This window comes from Undibacterium hunanense (assembly GCF_014284335.1).
GTDB classification, from domain to species: domain Bacteria; phylum Pseudomonadota; class Gammaproteobacteria; order Burkholderiales; family Burkholderiaceae_D; genus Undibacterium; species Undibacterium hunanense.
The window spans coordinates 24,264-44,550 of sequence record NZ_JACOGF010000014.1 but is presented as its reverse complement, the minus strand read 5'-3'; the positions used below and the strand labels follow the sequence as shown (position 1 = coordinate 44,550).

19 protein-coding genes and 1 riboswitch are annotated in these 20,287 nt (G+C 52.6%); all 19 genes read right to left on the bottom strand.

What is annotated here, in order from left to right; translation table 11 throughout:
* Window positions 1-33 precede the first annotated feature (33 nt).
* Window positions 34-118, bottom strand: a riboswitch (cyclic di-GMP riboswitch).
* Window positions 119-305: 187 nt separating this feature from the next.
* The 19 genes from H8L32_RS22205 to H8L32_RS22115 all read right to left on the bottom strand — a co-directional run bounded on the left by H8L32_RS22205 (window position 306) and on the right by H8L32_RS22115 (window position 20,267).
* On the bottom strand, window positions 306-1,034 hold the full coding sequence (locus H8L32_RS22205) for a pyridoxine 5'-phosphate synthase (protein ID WP_186949500.1): 729 nt from the start codon (window positions 1,032-1,034) through the stop codon (window positions 306-308).
* A gap of 389 nt (window positions 1,035-1,423) precedes the next feature.
* Window positions 1,424-3,427, bottom strand: a complete 2,004-nt coding sequence (locus tag H8L32_RS22200; protein ID WP_186949498.1) for an acetyl/propionyl/methylcrotonyl-CoA carboxylase subunit alpha — start codon at window positions 3,425-3,427, stop codon at window positions 1,424-1,426.
* A gap of 143 nt (window positions 3,428-3,570) precedes the next feature.
* The gene (bioB, locus tag H8L32_RS22195) at window positions 3,571-4,599 is read right to left on the bottom strand and encodes a biotin synthase BioB (protein ID WP_186949497.1); all 1,029 of its coding nucleotides are present in this window, start codon (window positions 4,597-4,599) and stop codon (window positions 3,571-3,573) included.
* Between the two features lie 12 nt (window positions 4,600-4,611).
* Window positions 4,612-5,325, bottom strand: coding sequence for a dethiobiotin synthase (gene bioD, locus H8L32_RS22190; protein WP_186949495.1), 714 nt, complete (start codon window positions 5,323-5,325; stop codon window positions 4,612-4,614).
* A complete protein-coding gene (bioF, locus tag H8L32_RS22185) occupies window positions 5,325-6,611 on the bottom strand; it encodes an 8-amino-7-oxononanoate synthase (RefSeq protein ID WP_186949493.1) in 1,287 nt (428 codons plus the stop codon). The genes bioD and bioF overlap by 1 nt, the downstream gene beginning before the upstream one ends.
* The gene (gene bioA, locus H8L32_RS22180) at window positions 6,608-7,954 is read right to left on the bottom strand and encodes an adenosylmethionine--8-amino-7-oxononanoate transaminase (protein WP_186949491.1); all 1,347 of its coding nucleotides are present in this window, start codon (window positions 7,952-7,954) and stop codon (window positions 6,608-6,610) included. The genes bioF and bioA overlap by 4 nt, the downstream gene beginning before the upstream one ends.
* An 11-nt stretch (window positions 7,955-7,965) precedes the next feature.
* Window positions 7,966-8,514, bottom strand: a complete 549-nt coding sequence (locus tag H8L32_RS22175; protein WP_186949489.1) for a DUF1569 domain-containing protein — start codon at window positions 8,512-8,514, stop codon at window positions 7,966-7,968.
* A 39-nt stretch (window positions 8,515-8,553) separates the two neighbouring features.
* A complete protein-coding gene (locus tag H8L32_RS22170) occupies window positions 8,554-9,333 on the bottom strand; it encodes an enoyl-CoA hydratase/isomerase family protein (RefSeq protein ID WP_186949487.1) in 780 nt (259 codons plus the stop codon).
* Window positions 9,334-9,533: 200 nt separating this feature from the next.
* Window positions 9,534-10,469: an alpha/beta hydrolase family protein gene (locus tag H8L32_RS22165; RefSeq protein ID WP_230412361.1), complete on the bottom strand. Its 936-nt coding sequence runs from the start codon at window positions 10,467-10,469 to the stop codon at window positions 9,534-9,536.
* Between the two features lie 28 nt (window positions 10,470-10,497).
* The gene (locus tag H8L32_RS22160; RefSeq protein WP_186949485.1) at window positions 10,498-10,971 is read right to left on the bottom strand and encodes a hypothetical protein; all 474 of its coding nucleotides are present in this window, start codon (window positions 10,969-10,971) and stop codon (window positions 10,498-10,500) included.
* A gap of 22 nt (window positions 10,972-10,993) precedes the next feature.
* Window positions 10,994-12,616: a carboxyl transferase domain-containing protein gene (locus H8L32_RS22155; protein WP_186949483.1), complete on the bottom strand. Its 1,623-nt coding sequence runs from the start codon at window positions 12,614-12,616 to the stop codon at window positions 10,994-10,996.
* A gap of 8 nt (window positions 12,617-12,624) precedes the next feature.
* Window positions 12,625-13,005 carry a YchJ family protein gene (locus H8L32_RS22150; RefSeq protein WP_186949482.1) on the bottom strand — a complete coding sequence of 127 codons (381 nt, stop codon included), beginning with the start codon at window positions 13,003-13,005 and terminating at the stop codon, window positions 12,625-12,627.
* 31 nt (window positions 13,006-13,036) lie between these two features.
* Window positions 13,037-13,690 (bottom strand): HAD family hydrolase, encoded by a 654-nt coding sequence (locus tag H8L32_RS22145; RefSeq protein WP_230412360.1) that lies wholly within the window; start codon window positions 13,688-13,690, stop codon window positions 13,037-13,039.
* Window positions 13,687-14,082 carry a rhodanese-like domain-containing protein gene (locus tag H8L32_RS22140; RefSeq protein WP_186949479.1) on the bottom strand — a complete coding sequence of 132 codons (396 nt, stop codon included), beginning with the start codon at window positions 14,080-14,082 and terminating at the stop codon, window positions 13,687-13,689. Before H8L32_RS22140 ends, H8L32_RS22145 begins: the two co-directional genes overlap by 4 nt.
* Window positions 14,083-14,247: 165 nt before the next feature.
* The gene (locus tag H8L32_RS22135) at window positions 14,248-15,381 is read right to left on the bottom strand and encodes an acyl-CoA dehydrogenase family protein (protein WP_186949477.1); all 1,134 of its coding nucleotides are present in this window, start codon (window positions 15,379-15,381) and stop codon (window positions 14,248-14,250) included.
* A 55-nt stretch (window positions 15,382-15,436) separates the two neighbouring features.
* Window positions 15,437-16,105 (bottom strand): SDR family oxidoreductase, encoded by a 669-nt coding sequence (locus H8L32_RS22130; RefSeq protein ID WP_186949475.1) that lies wholly within the window; start codon window positions 16,103-16,105, stop codon window positions 15,437-15,439.
* Between the two features lie 157 nt (window positions 16,106-16,262).
* Window positions 16,263-17,444 carry an acetyl-CoA C-acetyltransferase gene (locus tag H8L32_RS22125; protein ID WP_186949473.1) on the bottom strand — a complete coding sequence of 394 codons (1,182 nt, stop codon included), beginning with the start codon at window positions 17,442-17,444 and terminating at the stop codon, window positions 16,263-16,265.
* Between the two features lie 91 nt (window positions 17,445-17,535).
* Complete coding sequence (aceK, locus tag H8L32_RS22120) at window positions 17,536-19,317, bottom strand: bifunctional isocitrate dehydrogenase kinase/phosphatase (RefSeq protein ID WP_186949471.1); 1,782 nt, start codon at window positions 19,315-19,317, stop codon at window positions 17,536-17,538.
* Between the two features lie 14 nt (window positions 19,318-19,331).
* Window positions 19,332-20,267, bottom strand: coding sequence for a pyridoxal-phosphate dependent enzyme (locus H8L32_RS22115; RefSeq protein WP_186949469.1), 936 nt, complete (start codon window positions 20,265-20,267; stop codon window positions 19,332-19,334).
* Between the last annotated feature and the right edge of the window lie 20 nt (window positions 20,268-20,287).

The window sequence follows — 20,287 nt, the reverse complement described above, 5'->3', positions numbered from 1 at the left end:
CCTGCCTCTTAACGAAAAACCGCATGTGCGGATTACGGCATCTGGCTGCCCTGCGGTATTTTGCGAGGGCCCTCTAGTTTTGCGTCCCATTCTTTCGAATGGTTTGCCTTTGTACAAACATTGCTGTTTGTACGGTTTTTACTGCAAGATAGTCTATGTTGCCAACAACAAAAGCATCGGGGGACACATCACCAACAGCCACGTTGTGGCCGCTGCGACTTCAATGTAGATCAATTATTTGCAGCATTCAAGGAAAAATTTCACATTTTTTTGCTTTTCATTTTTTCTTGCAGAATGCATAACAATTAGTACGAACGACAGATTGCTGCATAACGACTCAATACCTCTTGCATACCTGACTCTATGCATTCGACGATGACCGCATGGCCTATGGATACTTCCAGTATGCCTGGTATGGACAGGAATCTGGCCAGGTTATCAAGGTTCAGGTCATGCCCGGCATTCACGCCCAGGCCCGCATCCTGCGCACGTTTGGCGGCAGCCACAAAGCCCTGGAAAATTGCTTCGCCATGAGCCGTACCAAAATGTTCTGCATACGGTTCGGTATATAACTCGACACGATCCGCACCCAGTTCTTTGGCCAGGTACAGGTCCATGTTGTCATAATCAACAAACAGGCTGCTGCGTATGCCCAAGGCCTTGAGTTCGGCCAGCACCGGGCGCAAAAAATCAGCATCCTTGCGCAAATCCCAGCCATGGTCTGAGGTCAGCTGATCTGGCGCATCCGGCACCAGCGTGCATTGCGCAGGACGGTAGCGTTTGACGACCTCCAGAAATTCCGGGGCAGGATATCCTTCGACATTCAATTCCACACCTCGCGCCTGACACAGCGCACCCAGAGTTTCCACATCCGAATAGCGCGCATGTCTCTGATCCTGGCGCGGGTGCAGGGTAATGCCCTGCGCCCCCAGATCCAGGCAGCGGGCAGCAAAAGCCTGTACGTCCGGATAATTACGACCACGCGAATTGCGCAGCAGGGCGATTTTGTTGATGTTGATGGAGAGTGCGGTCATGTTGAGGTCAACTGGTTAGTCAAAATTTGAGGAAGATCCTGAGGACAGATTTTACTCCCTTGCGCTAATTCATTTACATATCCATCCTGGACCAGACATTATGTCTAGCCAATCGCTTTGCGCAAGTAACACAGCCCGCCCATTTCTTGCTATATCTGTTTCATTCGCAAAAAATATCGTTTTTTTTACTCCCTCCCCTTCAAGGGGAGGGTTGGGGTGGGGATGGGTTTCCGGCAATCAAACACTTATTTAATTAGAACTCATCCCCAATTCCCATCGCCGCCCTCCCCTTGCAGGGTAAGGCAAAAACCGGATATTTAAAGAATAAAGCCAGCACAACAGTGCTGGCTTTACGGTTCAAGCTTCAGGCAAGCTTACTGCTGGAAAATTTACTGCTGAAACGCCAGCAACTGCGCCCCTTCGGTTACCTGATCACCGATCGCGTACAAGACTTCATCAATCACACCATCATGCGGTGCAGAAATCGTGTGTTCCATTTTCATGGCTTCCATGATCAGCAGGGCATCGCCCTTCTTCACTTCCTGCGACTTGTTGACGAGTACAGCAACGATCTTGCCTGGCATGGGAGCCGTCAAGCGGCCAGTTTCAGCCTCGGCTTCGCCTGCATGTGCCAGTGCATCAATGTAATGCAGGTCTGTATGCCTGCCCTGGCTAAAGACATGGAAGTGTTCGCCGTCACGCACCACGGTGGCAGCCACAGTCTGGTCTGCAATCTTGATGACAATATCATTCTCATCGGCCAGCGCCAGGCTGACATGTGCGACGGCATCACCAAGCTGCACTTGCCAGCCATCAGCCAGATAAGTCACCTGCACTTCATGCGACTGTTCTTCTTCGGTGAATTGCAGGCTACGTTGCAGCAGGCTATTCATGCGCCAGCCATGGCTGGATTGCCACGGGTCATTGCTGTTGTTACTTGAGGATTTTTCTGAATTCAGCAGGGACACGGCCGCCAGCGCCAGTGTCGTCAGACTCGCTGCTACCGGTGCAGGAAACAGTTCTGCCTGATTGCGTTCTATCAAACCCGTATCAAGGTCAGCGCCAGAAAAAGCCGTGCTGGTGACCAGACGCGAAAGAAAAGCGATATTACTGTTCAGGCCGACGATCTGGTATTGCGCCAGCGCCTGCGCCATGCGCGCCAGTGCTTCTTTCCTGTCCTTGCCCCAGACGATCATCTTGGCGATCATGGGGTCATAGAAAGGCGAAATCGTATCGCCTTCACGCACACCACTATCGATACGGAAAGCAGCCGGATCAGTCGCACCACCGAGTTCAAAATTCACCGCAACAGGGGTGCGTGCATGACGCAATGTTCCTATCGATGGCAGGAAACCTTTTTCCGGATTTTCTGCATACACGCGCGCTTCTATGGCGTGACCATGGATCTTTAATTCGCTCTGTTGCAAAGGCAGTTTTTCGCCGGCAGCAACACGCAATTGCCATTCCACCAGATCAGTACCGGTGATCATTTCTGTCACCGGATGTTCAACTTGCAGGCGGGTATTCATTTCCATAAAATAGAAAGACCCATCCTGGTTGGCGATAAATTCCACCGTACCGGCACCGACATAACCCACCGCTTTTGCGGCAGCCACGGCAGCATCGCCCATGGCAGCGCGGCGTTCTGCCGTCATGCCGGGTGCTGGTGCTTCTTCCAGCACTTTTTGATGGCGGCGCTGTACCGAACAATCGCGTTCAAACAGATACACGCAATTGCCATGGGTATCCGCAAACACCTGGATTTCTATATGGCGCGGTCTTTGCAGATATTTTTCTGCCAGCACTTTATCGTCACCGAAAGAATTGATGGCTTCGCGCTTGCAGGATGCCAGAGCGTCCTTGAAATCAGCTGATTTCTCAATCACGCGCATACCCTTGCCACCGCCGCCGGCACTGGCTTTCAGCAACACCGGATAACCGATACGATCAGCTTCGGTATGCAGAAAATCAGCATCCTGATTATCACCATGGTAGCCAGGCACCAGTGGCACATTGGCTTTTTCCATCAATGATTTGGCTGCCGATTTGCTGCCCATGGCTTCGATAGCCGATGCGGGCGGACCGATAAAGGCGATGCCATTTTTGGCGCAGGCTTCGGCAAATTCGCTGTTTTCTGACAGGAAGCCATAGCCAGGATGTATAGCCTGTGCACCAGTCGCCAAGGCGACTGCGATGATCTTGTCAGCACGCAGATAACTTTCCTTGGCAGCAGCCGGGCCGATCAGCACGGCTTCATCGCAGACAGCCACATGCTTGGCATTGGCGTCAGCCTCGGAATACACAGCGACAGTTTTAATGCCCATGCGGCGTGCGGTAGCAGCAACACGGCAAGCAATTTCACCACGGTTGGCGATAAGAATTTTAGTAAACATGTCTCTAACCTTTTGGGCGGATTGTTTGATTACAATATGCAGCTATCAAAGAAATGGCAAATAACAACTCAAACAAATACTTGCCTTCCTCTGTGTCTCAGTTTTTTCTCTGTGACCTCTGTGCTAAAGGTTTACGGTTTTAATCAACCACAACTACCAGTCTTCGCCTCGACCTTGCCGCGCGTTTTCAAGCCCAGTTTATCGAGCAGAACACGGTCATCCTGCGCTTCCGGGTTGGCCGTAGTCAGCAATTTATCACCGTAGAAAATCGAATTCGCACCCGCCAGGAAGCACATGGCCTGCACGGCTTCACCCATCTGACGACGACCGGCAGACAAACGTACCCGTGCCTTTGGCATGGTGATGCGGGCGACGGCGATGGTGCGCACAAATTCCAGCGGGTCAAGTGGATCAAGTCCATGCAAAGGCGTGCCTTCCACCTGGACCAGATGATTGACCGGTACCGATTCAGGATAGGGATTCAGGTTCGCCAGTTGCGCGATCAGGCCAGCGCGCTGGCGACGTGATTCACCCATGCCAACGATGCCGCCACAACAGACTTTCAAACCGGCGCTGCGTACATGGCCCAGGGTATCGAGCCTGTCCTGGTAATCGCGGGTAGAAATGACGTTGCTGTAAAACTCGGGGGCCGTGTCAAGATTGTGGTTGTAATAATCGAGACCGGCATCTTTCAAACGCTGTGCCTGCTCTTCTTTCAGCATGCCCAGCGTCGCGCAGGTTTCCAGGCCCATGGCCTTGACTTCACGCACCATGGTTTCCACTTTTTCCATGTCGCGGTCTTTGGGTGAACGCCAGGCGGCCCCCATACAGAAACGGGTTGCGCCGTTTTCGCGGGCGGCTTTGGCAGCATCCAGCACTTCACGCACATCCAGCATCTTCTTGGCTTCGACACCGGTGTCATAGCGTGCCGCCTGCGGGCAATAACTGCAATCTTCTTCGCAGCCACCAGTCTTGATGGACAAAAGTGTCGCCAGTTCCACATCGCCATCCGGGAAGTTGGCGCGGTGCGCTGTCTGCGCCTTGAACATCAGGTCATTGAAGGGCAAATCAAACAGGGCCAGCACTTCATCCACGGGCCAGGTTTCAGCCTCGATTTTCTTGACCGGAGGCTGGAATTGCACGGCTTGCAAAGTCGTATCAGTAGCTTGCATCTTTGTTTCCTTTTACTTCAATACACTCAAATCCAGATATGAGGCGGCGCTTTGCGCTTTCTCATGGTCCGGAACGTTCAAACGGGGAATCTGCCCAAGCAAAGGCGCAGCAAGACGCGTACGCAGGGCATCAATATTTTCATCGAGGTACAGCATGGATGGATCAACGGTATTGGCAACCCAGCCGCATAGCGTCAGGCCACGTGCCCTGATGGCCTCTGCGGTAAGCAGGGCATGGTTGATACAGCCCAGGCGCATGCCCACGACCAGAATGACGGGCAGGTCCAGCGCCTGTGCCAGGTCGGCGGTCGTTACGTCATCATTCAGCGGCACACAAAAACCACCTACTCCTTCGACCACAACAGCATCTGCCTGCGCACACAATTGCTGATAGCAATGCAGTATGTGCGGCAGGGTAATATCCACTTTTTCCAACTCTGCCACGATATGCGGCGCAGCAGGTGCCTGCATCAGGTAAGGACAAACCAGTTCCTGCGGCGCAAGGACATTGCTTGCCGCCATCAGGCTATCCACATCTTCGTTATGCCAGACACCATCCTGCAGGCTGGCACCGGCAGCAACCGGTTTCATGCCCACGGCGCGCAATCCCTGAGCCTGCATCGCATGTAACAGGGCGGCGCTGACCAGGGTCTTGCCGATCTCTGTATCGGTGCCGGTCACGAACAGACGACGATGCTGCTGCTGATGATGCTTTTGGTCAGACATCAGGCGACCTCTGCAAAGCATTGGGCGACATAACTCATCTGGTCTAGACGATTGATCGCTTGCACCAGTTGCAATACCTGTACTTCGGTATGCGCGGCCGACAAGGTCGCACGCAAACGCGCTGTTCCTACCGGTACGGTAGGCGGACGTATTGCGCCTACCCACAGGCCCTGGTCCATCAGATTGCCGGCTACTCTTAACATGTCGGCATTGTTACCAATGACGACCGGCTGTATCGCGGTATCAGAAGGCATGCCCTGCCAGACTTGCAGGTGCAGGCCATTGCGGAACAGGGCTATCAGTTTTTGCAAATGGGCACGTCTTTGCTGGCCTTCTTCACCCGAGATGATGTCGATACTGGTCAGCAGCGCATGCGCCAGAGCCGGTGCCGCCGCCGTGGTATAGATATAGGCACGGGCCCGCTGCACCAGCCATTCAATGACGGTGGAGTGGGCGGCAACAAAAGCACCACCCACACCAGCAGCCTTGCCCAGCGTACCCATGTACACCAGATTGGGCGAGCTGATCTGCAAATGTTCGAGCACACCACGGCCATGTTCACCCAGCACGCCAAAGCCATGTGCATCATCAACGATGAGCCAGGCATCATACTGTTCGCAGATTGCCAGCAGCGGCGCCAGTTCAGCGATATTGCCGTCCATGCTGAACACACTGTCGGTAACCACCACTCTGTGCTTGGTCTTGCATTGTTGCAGCATGCGTTCCAGCGCAGTGTAATCACGATGCGGGAACACCTGCACCGCAGCACGTGATAAACGCGCACCATCGATCAGGGATGCATGATTCAATGCTTCAGAAAATACCGTCGTATCCTTGTTGATGGCCAGCGCCGTAATGACAGCCAGGTTGGCCATATAGCCAGTGCAGAAATAAAGGGCGCGTGCGTTCTCAATATACGGTGACACAAATTCTGCCAGGCGTTCTTCCAGCACGGCATGGGCACGGCTATGGCCGCTGATCAGGTGCGAAGCACCACTACCCACGCCATACAGGGATGCACCTTCCTGCAAGGCCTCTGCCAGCTTGGGATGTGCAGCCAGGCCCAGGTAATCATTGCTGCAAAACGCCAGCAAATCACGGCCATCAGCACGCAGGCTGGGGGCGGACGGTGTTTCTACCGTACGACGCTGACGCAATAAATGCTTTTGATCCAGTATGTCGAGTTCTTGCTGCAGGCCCTGCACCAGCGACCGGCGCTGACTGGCGATACGTATATTGTTGGAAGTATTACCAACTATAGTTCCATTCTTGATGACATCAGTCATGCCATTACCTCTTCAAATACTTGTCTTGTCTTACGTGCCAGCAAACTCATTTCATCCTGTTCAAGGATGTAGGGCGGCATCATATAGACCGTGCGACCTATGGGTCGCATTAATAATTCATGTTTCAATGCCGTCGTGAAAAACCGGCGTGAAAACGTCGCTGCGCGTTCTGCATCATCCACCACCGCATCAAAGGCAATGATCATGCCTTGCTGGCGGAAATGGCGTACACGTGCATCATTTTTTATATCAGCAAAAGCCGCATTCAGGAATTCAGCCTTGACACGGTTCTTTTGCAAAACCTTGTCATCTTCAAAAATCGCCAGGGTCGCCAGCGCCGCACGACATGCCAGCGGATTGCCGGTGTAAGAGTGCGAATGCAAAAAGCCGCGCCGCACATCGGCATCATAAAAAGCCTGGTACACAGTATCCGTCGTCATTACCAGCGACAAGGGCAGATAACCACCACTGATGCCTTTGGACAGGCACAAAAAGTCTGGCCAGATCTGTGCCGATTCACAGGCGAAGAAGGTACCGGTACGGCCACAGCCTACTGCTATTTCATCCGCGATCAGATGTACCTGATACTGGTCACACAGCTCGCGCAAACGCTTCAGGTACACCGGGTCATGCATGGCCATGCCGGTCGCACATTGCACCAGCGGCTCGATGATGACGGCAGCAATCCTGCCTGCTCTTTCCTGCAATTTTTCTTCCAGTACGGCGGCAGCGCGCAAGGCGACATCAGCCGCGGTTTCACCCGCTTCGGCCAGGCGCGCATCGGGCGATGCCACCACATGGGCACGCTGCAACATGGGGCCATAGGCTTCGCGGAACAGGCTGACATCGGTCACCGCCAGCGCGCCCACGGTTTCACCATGGTAGCTACCCTGTATGCAAATGAATTCCTGCTTGTCTGTCTGGCCGCCATTGCGCCATGCATGGAAACTCATCTTCAGCGCAATCTCGACTGCTGATGCACCGTCAGACGCATAAAAACAATGGCCCAGCGCATGATTGCTCAGTGCGGCCAGCTTTTCTGATAGTTCAATGACAGGCGCATGGGTGAACCCGGCCAGCATTGCATGTTCGAGCTTGTCGAGCTGGTCTTTCAATTCGGCATTGATACGTGGATTGGCATGACCAAACAGATTCACCCACCAAGAGCTGATGGCATCCAGGTAACGCTTGCCTTCCATATCAAACAGCCATGCACCGCGGCCATGGCTGACAGGTATCAGCGGCACGGTTTCATGATGCTGCATCTGGGTGCACGGATGCCAGACATGCTGCAGGCTACGTGCTACCCAGTCATTTTTTTGATTCAAATTATTTCCAGACATTCAACAAATTATTATTCCACCACCTTCAAATCACAAGGCCCACACGACATCGCCTTCAAATGATTTTCTATATGCATGACATGCGCTTTGGCAAACTCCGCCTTGCTCAAACTGCCATAAGCAAAATGCGGCTTGATCTCGCCTGCATACTGTTCAAATTTCTGTAACGCCGCGATCACCATATCAATGGCAGCATTGGTATCGCCGCTCTCGGCGATGGCGGGTGCACCTGGTATGGGTTCACTCAAATTATGCGTCATCGCACCAGCGACTGAAAAAGCATAAAACGCCGCCGCACCGGCTGTGTTCTGGAAAGTTGGCGACTTCATTTCCGGATAACCGGTCATCGAATAATCTATGCTTTGGGCCAGATGCACAAACACCTTATGTGGCGACCAGCCGCTGACGCTGACCAGCGTGCCCGATTTCAAGGCAGTCAAACGCGCCTGCATCTCAGCCACAGTGGTAATCACCACAGTCGATTTGCGATAACTGGTCACACCGGCAACAGCAAGCAGGGACGTGGCAAGACCGGTCAACAAGACTCTTCTTTTTTTCATGTTTGCTTAGTCTCCACTTTCCTGCCCATGTTTCAAAAACTATATCAGCCAGTCCGGCTTACGCTTCTCCAGGAAGGAGCGTACACCTTCACGGCCTTCATCTGAAGCCCGTATCTGCGCGATACCTTCTACCGTTGCCGCAATCAGTGTCGGTGTCAATTCCCGGCTGGCAACATCCTGCACCAGGCGTTTGGCCTGTCTGACCGCATTCGGGCTATTGCTGACCAGGGCCTTGACGATCTCGGCCACTTTGGCATCCAGCAACTCTGCCGTCGCCAGCTCATGTACAAAGCCCGTGCGATGCGCCTCTGCCGCCGTAAACCGCTCGGCAGTAATGAAATACCGGCGCGCCGCACTTTCACCCATGGCCTTGATCACATACGGCGAAATCGTCGCCGGTATCAGGCCCAACTTGACTTCACTGAGGCAAAAATGGGCCGTATCCACACTGACAGCCACATCGCAGGCAGCCACCAGACCCATGCCACCGGCATAACAATCACCTTGCACTTTGGCAACAACCGGTTTGCTACAGCGATAGATGGTGTGCAACATGTCTGCCAGTTGACCGGCATCCGCGAGGTTTTCCTCATGGGTGTAATCGGCCATCTTTTTCATCCAGTTCAGGTCTGCCCCCGCACAAAAAGCAGGACCATTCGCGGCCAGCACAATAGCACGAATGCTGCCGTCCTTATCCAAATCGCGAAAAACCCTGGTGATTTCTGCAATGGTAGTTTCATTAAAAGCATTGCGTACGTCGGGGCGGTTCAGTGTCACCGTTGCCACGTGATTTGCAATTTCGATATCTAAAGTTTCCATTTTTCCCAGCTTTTTCCTTGCTAAATGTAGCCTGCTCAGGCTGTATGCTTATTCTGTCTACTTATCCAGTTGGCCTGTTCATCAGTTATCACTATCGCATTCACACAAACTTGACGCATGTGCAACTTTAGGAAACTGGCATCGCGAAAACAATTGAAAATCTGGCTTATTGCTTATTTTTCAGTTGAACGACTATCCCACTATTTACCAGCAGCGGGAAACCCGTTTTCATCCAGAAAACGGCTGACCACAGGTTCCCATATCTTCATCCCGGATGCAAACAGGGTATGGCCATCCTTGGCAAAGGCTGGCAGCAAGGCATACTCAGCCTTGCCCCCGGCCTTCACAAAGGCGGCATGCCAGGCCTTGCTATATCTGGGGCCGAAATATTGATCATTTTCGGTGTAAATCCACAGCATGGGTGCCTTGGTGCTGGCACCAAAAGTTTCATACATTTTTTCCAGCTTGTTCGGCTGGCAGGGTTCGCCCGGGCGCTCCGTCGGATTACCGCCCGAACCACCAGCAAAATTGATGGCCGCAACCAGCCCTGCCGGATTTTTTGCCGCTGTCGCCACCGTACTATAGCCACCGACCGACTGGCCGACGATCAACACCCTGCTGGCATCAACATGACTTTGCTTTTTTGCATATTCAAGCACGGCCAGTATTTCGGTACTGGCGGCTTCTGCCATGGGGGCATAGCTTTTGTTATTGCAGGTGCCACTATCTTCCGGATCAGGTGTGGTTCCCTTTTCGCCATAACCTATGCGGGTAGGCTCAAACACAGCAAAACCACGCCGGACGAAATATCTGGCCTGCTGGGTATACCTGAAACGTGGCGGCTCAGCACGGTTTGTGGCGCTACGACCATGGTTCAGGATCACTACAGGAAAAGGGCCAGGCCCCGCCGGTTTGAATGCCGTAATCACCACTTCGCCGGAAATATCACGTCCATACATATCCTTCACCGCAACCGTTAAAGTACCGACCGTTTCATTGATATCCGTTGCCCATTTGATCGCAGCTTTCGCTGGTTCTGCCTCTTCTTGTGGCATGGCAAACGCCATCGTATTTACACTCGCCAGGCAAAGCAGGCAAGCGGCATAAAAAACGGATTTTTTAAAGATAATGGACATGGCTTGGCTCACATGTAAATTCGTGCATTTAGCCCTTGAAGTTAGGGCATGCGTTCTCCCCGTTATCACGGCTAATAATAGGAGTAGGGACCAGCGTTTTCATATCCGTTGCATCCCATAATTTGAGGCTGCATTTACCTGTCGTAGTGACTGTATTAAGAAGATATACATGCTTGGCTTTTCCGTAAAAACTAATGTTCATAGTACAGCTGCTACGCTCCTGCATTTCCGTATACTTTAGTGTGGTCAGTTTTTCAGTAGCAAATTTAAACTTGGATATACTGATCCTGTTTGCGTCGCTGACGACGGTCTTCTCACCTGAACATGATTCAGCATTGTCGTAGGTATTCAGGTAAAACAGGGTTCCACGTGCAGGCTGGATTCTCACTACCATTTCAGCAGTGTTTCCACTTTGCGGTTCAACATAAGGCGGCGTGGTACAAGCACCCAGGATCAGGGTGACGGCCAAAACAGGCAGAGACGTAAGAATATTTTTATTCATAAATGCTATCGCCATTAACATGCTACATGCGGAACACGCCAAACTTCACATCCGGTATCGGCGCGTTCAAAGCTGCCGACAGGCCCAGGCCCAGCACCATGCGCGTATCCGCCGGATCGATGACACCATCATCCCACAGTCGCGCTGACGCATAATAAGGATGGCCCTGATGTTCGTACTGGTCTTTGATAGGTTGCTTGAAGGCTGCTTCTTCTTCGGCTGACCATGTACCGCCCTTGCCTTCTATGCCATCGCGCTTGACTGTGGCCAGCACACTGGCAGCCTGTTCACCACCCATGACACTGATACGGGCATTTGGCCACATCCACATGAAGCGTGGCGAATAGGCGCGACCACACATGCCATAATTGCCTGCACCAAAGCTGCCACCGATGATGACGGTGAACTTGGGTACATTCGCCGTCGCTACTGCGGTCACCATCTTGGCGCCGTTGCGGGCGATGCCTTCGTTTTCATATTTGCGGCCCACCATGAAACCAGTGATGTTTTGCAGGAAGACCAGAGGTATCTTGCGCTGGCAGCACAGCTCAATGAAATGCGCACCCTTCAGGGCAGATTCAGAAAACAGGATGCCGTTGTTGGCAATGATGCCCACCGGCATGCCGTGGATATGCGCAAAACCACAGACCAGGGTCGTACCATAGCGCGCCTTGAATTCATCGAAATGGCTGCCATCGACGATGCGGGCAATCACTTCACGTACATCAAAGGGCTTGCGGGTATCGACCGGTATCACGCCATACAGTTCAGATGCAGGGAACTTCGGTTCTTCAACTTCTTTCATAACCACGGTTTGTGGTTTCTGGCGGTTCAGGTGCGAAACTATGGTACGTGCGAGTGACAGCGCATGTGTATCATTTTGCGCCAGATGATCCACCACGCCAGACAAGCGCGTATGCACGTCACCACCACCGAGGTCTTCGGCACTGACGACTTCACCGGTAGCGGCTTTCACCAGTGGTGGGCCGCCAAGGAAAATCGTGCCCTGGTTCTTGACGATGATGGATTCATCACTCATCGCTGGCACATAGGCACCACCGGCAGTACACGACCCCATGACGACTGCAATTTGCGGTATGCCCTTGGCGGACATATTGGCCTGATTGAAGAAAATGCGGCCAAAATGATCGCGGTCAGGGAAGACATCATCCTGATTCGGCAGATTCGCGCCACCGCTATCGACCAGGTAAATACAGGGCAGGTTATTCTGTTCAGCAATCTCTTGCGCACGCAGATGCTTCTTGACCGTCAGGGGGTAATAGGTACCGCCTTTAACGGTGGCGTCGTTACAGACGATGATGCATTCCTGCCCGGCCACGCGACCGATGCCGGTGATCACACCGGCAGATGGAGCGGCATCGACATCGTTCTTTTCTTTATACATGTCGAAGGCGGCAAGCTGTGAAAACTCCAGGAAAGGCGTACCGGCATCAAGCAGCATCTGTACGCGGTCACGCGGCAGCAGTTTGCCACGCGCCAGATGCTTCTTGCGTGCCTCGTCGCCACCACCCAGAGCGATTTTGGCGATTTTTTCTTTCAGGTCATCCACCACGGCCTGCATGGCTGCTGCATTGGCCTTGAATTCTTCAGAGCGGGGATTGAGTTTGGAATCTAAAGTTGTCATTATCTTTTTCACTTTTCTGGAAAACTGCCATCCACGTAAAACCATTTGCCGTCATACCGCACAAAGCGACTGACTTCATGCAGCCTGTGCGCCTTGCCGCCTATCTTGTAACGGGCAACAAATTCAACTGTCGCCGCATCACCATCAGGCTTGAATTTCTTTACTTCCAGGCCCAGCCATCTGGTCGGGTCGTCATGCGTGATTCGTTCTTTGGGACAGGTTCTTTCATCCCAGGTGCTACGCAAATAGGCCTCGTCATTCAGGGTATAGGCGCTATAACGCGAACGCATCAGCGCTTCTGCCGTTGGTGCCACCGCTGCACCACTGATGTAAGGGCCGCAACATTGTTCGTATTTTTTATTTGAACCGCAAGGGCACAATTCTTTCATTCATTTACTCACTTGCCAGACATGGCAAACATCACAAAATCAATTCAGGCAAATCACGCATGTCGTCAAACACCTGTTTCGCACCGGCGGCCAGCAAGGCATCAGCCTTGCTGCTGCGAGTAAAACCCAGCACATGCATGCCCGCTGCCACGCCTGCGGTCACCCCGGCAACCGTATCTTCTATCACGACGCATCGCCCAGGCAGCTTCGCCATGCTTTTTGCCGCCAGCAGATACACATCCGGTGCAGGCTTGGTCCTGGCGACATCGCTACCGCTAAACATCCTGCCTTCAAAATAAGGCAGCAAGCCGGTATGTCCCAGCGTAATCTGCATCTTGCCGCTGTCTGCACCAGAGGCCACGCAAAATGGCATGGCTGAAGACTGCAATTTTTTCAGTACCTGTTCAATTTCCGGGATCACCCGTATCTGCTGGCGCAAAGCTTCATCCCTGCGTCGCTGGAATTCTGGTAAAAAAGTCTCAGGCAATGCCTTCCCCAGTTTTTCTTCCATGTAGGGCATTTGTTCTTTTATTGAACGGCCTATGAAGGTGTCACAGGTCTCGTTCAATGAAATACGCCAGCCCAGTTCATTCAGGTAATCTTTCAACACCAGATTGGTAATCGGTTCGCTGTCAACCAGCACGCCATCACAATCAAATGCGACCATATCAAAACGGCTATTCAATTTTTCTTTGCCTTTTCTTCAGTTGGTGCGCCTGCTGTCTTCCACGCTGTAAAACCACCATCGATATGGGCCACATTTTCCAGCCCCATGTCTTGCACCGTCCTGGTAGTCAATGCGCTGCGCCAGCCAGCCGCACAAAACAAAATGAATTCTTTTTTCTCACCGAATACGGGCTTGAAATACGGCGAATCCGGATCAACCCAAAACTCTATCATGCCACGTGGCGCATGATAGGCACCGGGGATGACGCCCTCACGTTCCAGCTCGCGGATATCACGTACATCAACGAACTGCACATTGGCGTCTGCCAGTTTGGCCAGGGCTTCGGCCACGCTATAGGTTTTGATTTCGGCATTGGCTTCATCGATCAACTGCCTGTAACCTTTTTTCATGCTGTCTCCGTTATAAATTCAAGACCGCTCACCACAGAGGCACAGAGGAAGGAAAGGATTCTTGCATGAAGCCTTCGTTCCGCAAGCGAATGGCATGCCATTCGAAACCCTTGCTACACCTCAGCGAAACCCAGGAGAAAACCTGCTTTCTCTGTGTCTCTTGGGTCAACCCGCCAGTGCACGTCCAATAAGAATTTTTTGTATATCGGACGTACCTTCATAAATCTGGCAAACCCGTACATCACGATAAATCCGCTCTACCGGGAAATCGCTGACGTAGCCATAACCGCCGTGGATTTGTATCGCATCCGAGCAAACTTTTTCTGCCATTTCTGAAGCAAACAGTTTTGCCATTGCCGCTTCTTTCAAACACGGCTTGCCTGCATCTTTCATGCTGGCAGCATGCCATATCAACTGACGTGCGGCTTCCAGCTGTGTCGCCATGTCGGCCAGTTTGAATTGCACGGACTGGTGCTCAAAAATCGGTTTGCCAAAACTGGTCCTGTCCTTGGCATAGGCGAGTGCTGCTTCAAAGGCTGCGCGGGCCATACCTACCGACTGTGAGGCAATGCCTATGCGCCCGCCTTCCAGGCCAGACAGGGCAATCTTGTAGCCCATACCTTCTTCACCGATCAGGTTTTCAGCAGGAATGCGGCAATTCTCGAACAGGATTTGTGCCGTGTCGGATGAATGCTGGCCCATTTTCTGTTCCAGGCTGGCGACGATATAGCCTGGCGTACTGGTCGGCACCCAGAAGGCGCTGATGCCTTTCTTGCCTGCTTCTTTATCCGTGACAGCCATGACGATGGCGACATCGGCATACTTGCCACTGGTGATGAATTGCTTGACGCCATTGATGACATACTGGTCGCCATCGCGTTTTGCAGTCGTGCGCAATTCCGATGCATCACTGCCTGCGTGTGGTTCAGTCAGACAAAAAGCACCCAGCATCTCGCCCTGTGCCAATGGCGTCAGCCATTGTTTTTTTTGCGCGTCATTGGCATACATCATGGCGATGCTACAGACCGGACAATTATTGACGGATACCACGGTAGAAGTACCGCCGTCACCGGCAGCGATTTCTTCCAGCACCAGGGCCAGAGACAGATAATCCATACCTGCGCCACCAAATTCTTCCGGCACGGCCACACCATAGGCCCCCATTTGTGCCAGTTCTTTCAATTCTTCTGCGGGGAAGTGATGTTCCCTGTCCCAGCGCGCCGCATTGGGCACCAGACGTTCCTGGGCAAAGCTGCGCACGGCGTCGCGTATCATTTCGTGTTCTGGTGTGAGTAGCATAGTGGTTCTGTCTTCTATTCTATTGATGCGGTGCTATTGATCCGGCGGAACTGCTTTACCAACCGTGTTCAGCACCCGTATATTGCAAATATTTGCCATTGTCGGCTGGTTTGAGTGCGGCCAGAGTCTGGCGTATGCCAGCCACGCTGACATCCACAGTAATTTCTGCGCCGCTGCCGCCCATATCGGTTTGTACCCAGCCCGGGTCCATGGCGACACAAATCGCTTTGTCTGTACTCAGCGATACATCCTTGAGCACAGAATTCAACGCCGTCTTGCTGGCGCGGTATAACCAGCCAGCGGGATTGCTGCGTTCACCTATCGATGCCATGCCGGAAGAAAGCACAGCCAGCCTGCCCCGGGCGTGTTCTACCAGTGGCAGTACTATCGGCAATATACGCATCGCAGCCAATACATTCGTATGCATGACGGCATCAAACTGCTGCTGATCCGGCGTAGTCAAACCCGATGTTCTCGGGCCAAACATGCCGGCATTCAGGATTGCCACATCCAGTTTTTCATCGTCCAGACGCCAGCCCAGACCGGCACAATCATTCAGGTTCGTCACATCCAGCGGCAAGGCTTCGCACCCCGCCGACTGCAAAGCAGCCAGATCTTCTTCCTTGCGCGCAGTAGCGATAACACGCCAGCCTGCAGCCTTGTATTGCATGGCCAGTTCCTGGCCGATACCGCGTGATGCACCGATGATTAAAGCGACTGGCATATTTTCCCAATGTTTGAAATTATTCAAGTTCCCTCCCCTTCAAGGGGAGGGTTAGGGCGGGGATGGGGTTCGGTTAATTAGCGGCAAATGAAATTACGTCAGAAACCCATCCCCATCCCACCCTTCCCCTTGAAGGGGAAGGAGCTTAAAACAAGGCTTAAACCATCTCAATAGCGAGCGCTGTACCTTCACCACCACCAATACAAAGCGCAGCCACACCACGCTTCTTGCCCTGCTTCTTCAGGGCGCCCATCAGCGTGATGATGATGCGCGCACCAGAAGCACCAATAGGATGACCAAGGGCACATGCACCACCGTGCACATTGATCTTGTCATGCGGAATATCCAGTTCTTTCATGGCAGCCATAGGTACGGCTGCAAAAGCTTCATTGATCTCAAACAGGTCAACATCCGCTGTCGTCCAGCCCAGTTTTTTATACAGCTTCTGGATAGCACCAACCGGCGCGGTAGTGAACCAGCCTGGTTCCTGCGCATTGCTGGCATGACCCAGAATTTTTGCCAGTGGCGTCAGGCCCAGTTCTTTGGCCTTGGACTCACGCATCAAGACCAGGGCAGCAGCGCCGTCATTGATGGATGAAGAAGAAGCAGCGGTAATCGTGCCATCTTTCTTGAAGGCTGGTTTCAGCGCAGGGATTTTATCCAGCTTGGCCTTCAAGGGACCTTCATCCTTGTCAATGACGACATCGCCGCTGCGGCCAGATACGGTCACGGCCGCGATTTCCCATGCAAAAGAACCATCGGCAGTTGCCGCCTGCGCACGTTTGACAGACGCAATCGCAAATGCATCCTGGTCTTCACGGCTGAAGTTATATTTGGCTGAACAGTCTTCAGCAAAAGTACCCATGGAGCGGCCCTTGTCATACGCATCTTCCAGACCATCAAGCATCATATGGTCATACATCATGCCATGGCCGATACGGTAGCCGCCACGTGCTTTGGGAATGAGGTAAGGGGCATTGGTCATGGATTCCATACCGCCGGAAACGATGACTTCATTGCTGCCTGCATTGATGGAATCAAAGGCCATCATGGTCGCCTTCATGGCCGAACCGCACATCTTTGACAGGGTAACGGCACCAGTGGAAACCGGCAAACCCGCAGCCAGCAAAGCCTGGCGTGCAGGAGCCTGGCCCTGGCCTGCCATCAGGCAGTTACCGAACAAGACTTCTTCTACCAGTTCTGGCTTGACACCGGCGCGTTCAACCGCAGCCCTGATGGCGACAGCGCCCAACTGACTGGCTGTCAGTGAAGAAAAATCACCCTGAAAAGCACCCATGGGGGTACGCGCTGCACCAACGATTACGATAGGATCATTCATCTTGTTCTCCAAAAATAAAAGCAGATTGACTGCCTGACTGATGAGGGGTAGCTCGCCACAAAACGGGCAGGCACTTATTTTTTATTTGTACTTAAGTTGTACTACTGATCTGATTGCAAAAGCGGATTTCCTGCGGATACGGAAACACGTCATCCACCTTGCCATCGACAATACGCTTCTTGCGTGCCTGCCAGTATTCGGCGGTCAGCAAATCAGCGTGATGCTTCATAAAATATTGTTTGACGTTCTTGTTCCCTAACAGGAAAGTACCAAACTGCTCAGGGAAAACATCATTTCTGGCAATTGGATACCAGGGCTCCGCAGACATTTCATCTTCTTCATTGCGCGGCAAAGGTATCGTGCGGAAATTGCAGTCAGTGATGTATTCGATTTCATCATAGTCATAAAACACGACACGGCCATGACGGGTGACACCAAAGTTTTTATACAACATGTCACCGGGGAAGATATTCGCTGCCACCAGATCCTTGATGGCACTGCCATATTCTTTCAGACCATGTTCCATGGCTGCCATGTCACCACTTTGTTCGGCTTCAGTCAGCCAGATATTCAAAGGCGTCATGCGGCGTTCTATGTACAGATGCTTGATGACGACTTCATCATCATTCACTTCCAGCAGCGATGGTGCGTATTGCCTGATTTCAGCCAGCAGCTCTTCCGAAAAGCGCGCACGTGGAAAAGCCACATCCGAATATTCCAGCGTATCCGCCATGCGGCCTACGCGGTCGTGGTTCTTCACCAGCAGGTATTTTTCCTTGATCAAGGCCTTGGTGGTTTCCTTGGGTGGCGGGAAACTGTCCTTGATCAGTTTGAATACATACGGAAAAGATGGCAGTGCAAACACCAGCATCACCAGACCACGTATGCCGGGTGCAGCTTCTATGCGGTCAGATGAATATTTGAGGTGATGCAGAAAATCACGGTAAAACAGATTCTTGCCATGCTTTTGCAGGCCTATCATGGTGTAGATTTCACTACGCGGCTTCTTCGGCAGGATGCTGCGTATGAATTGTACATAGGCCGATGGCACTTCCATGTCCACCATGAAATACGCACGCGTGAAAGAAAACAGGACGGTAATCAGCATGGTGTCAAAGATCACCGTATCGAGCACCAGTTCGCCCTTGCGTTTGTGCATGACGGGCACCACAAACGGGTATTCACGATTGCCGTTAATGCCTTTGCCTATGATGTAGGCAGATTTGTTGCGGTAGAACAGACTGGCCAATACCTGTATCTGATGATTTGGTTCCAGCTTGGCGGGGCCAAAGTTTTCACGCAGGCGTGCTTCCACCAGCGCCACATCGCGGTCCAAATCTTCAAACCTGGCGTTCAACTGGAAATTGGTGACGATGCGCTTGATGGTGAAGTTCAAGCCATCCGTCGCCGGGTAATACACGCGATAACTCGGTGGTGTATCTTCACTTTCCAGATATTCGGTCGAGGTAGCCGGGCGCACAAAGATGAAATCATTGTGATAATAGTTTCTGTGCAGCAGTTTGGTACAGACCGTATTAAAAAAAGTCTCTGCCAGTTCAGGGCGCAGATGATCGATCAGCATGCCCATGTAATGCAGTTTGACTTCGCGCCAGACTTCGTCGCTGAGGTCTTCTTCTGCATATTCATCTTCCAGTGCCTGCACACATTCACGCACGCGGGTATCGTAATAGCCTATACGTTCGCGGGCAGCGATTTGCGCCGCTTTCCAGTCCCCTGTTTCAAATTGCTGTTTTGCTCTCTGACTGCTGGCCCTGAACAAGTGGTAATGCTTGTCAAAGCCATCAAGTATCGTCCTGGCGATATCAAAGGCAATTTGTGAAGACAACAACTTGGGAAAATGGGTATTGGGCATGGTCGGCGCTCACATCAGTCAACTGTCGGCTGGAACTGGTTTTTCCAAGCCTGTAGTTTACCCAAATCCACGGCAATGCCACCACAAACCACAATCAGTGGTTTTTTAAACTCAGCCAGTACTGGCAGGTTCTGGTAAGCAACTGCCAGTGCCGCGCCACAGGCCGGCTCCACCAGCGCCAGCATATCGTCAGCAAAGTCCAGGCAAGCCTGCACAGCCTGGGCATCGCTGACGGTAACGGTATGAATAGCGCGCTTGCGCGTCCAGTCAAATGCCTGCTGTGCCACCTTGCGTGCACCCAGCGTGCTGGCAATAGAGGTTATTGCGGGTAAGGTCACCAGTTCCCCCGCCTGCACGGCTGCATGCAGGGATGCTGCACCTTCCGTTTCCGAGGCAATAATGGGGATGTGACCAAGGCCATTGCGTTCCAGCCCCAAGGCAATACCACTCAGCAAGCCACCACCACCGACCGAACAGATGACGACATCGAAATCGAGCTTGCCGGCCACTTCATCGATCAGGGTCGCATTGCCGTCCCAGATATCTGCATGATCAAATGGCGGAATATAAACTGCACCAGGCTGTTCACACAGACGCAGGGCAGCCTGATTGGTTTCATCCCAGACGCCACCTTCAACGATGACAGTGGCACCGATGGCCCGTATCGCTGCACGCACGCTTTCATGCGTGGTTTGTGGCACCAGAATAGTGGTTTGTACGCCCAGCGCCACACCTGCCACGGCAGCCGCAAAACCGGCATTGCCGCCAGAGGGACAAACAAAATGTTTCGCCCCGTTGGCAGCAGCACGCTGACACATTACGCCTATGCCACGTAACTTGAACGAGCCTGAAGGCTGGGTGTTTTCCATCTTCAGCCAGACTGACCTGGCCAGGCTGGCGGAAAGACGCCTATGCTCCAGCAAAGGCGTAGCGATATGTAATTGCGTCATAAATTGACCAGTGTAGCGCA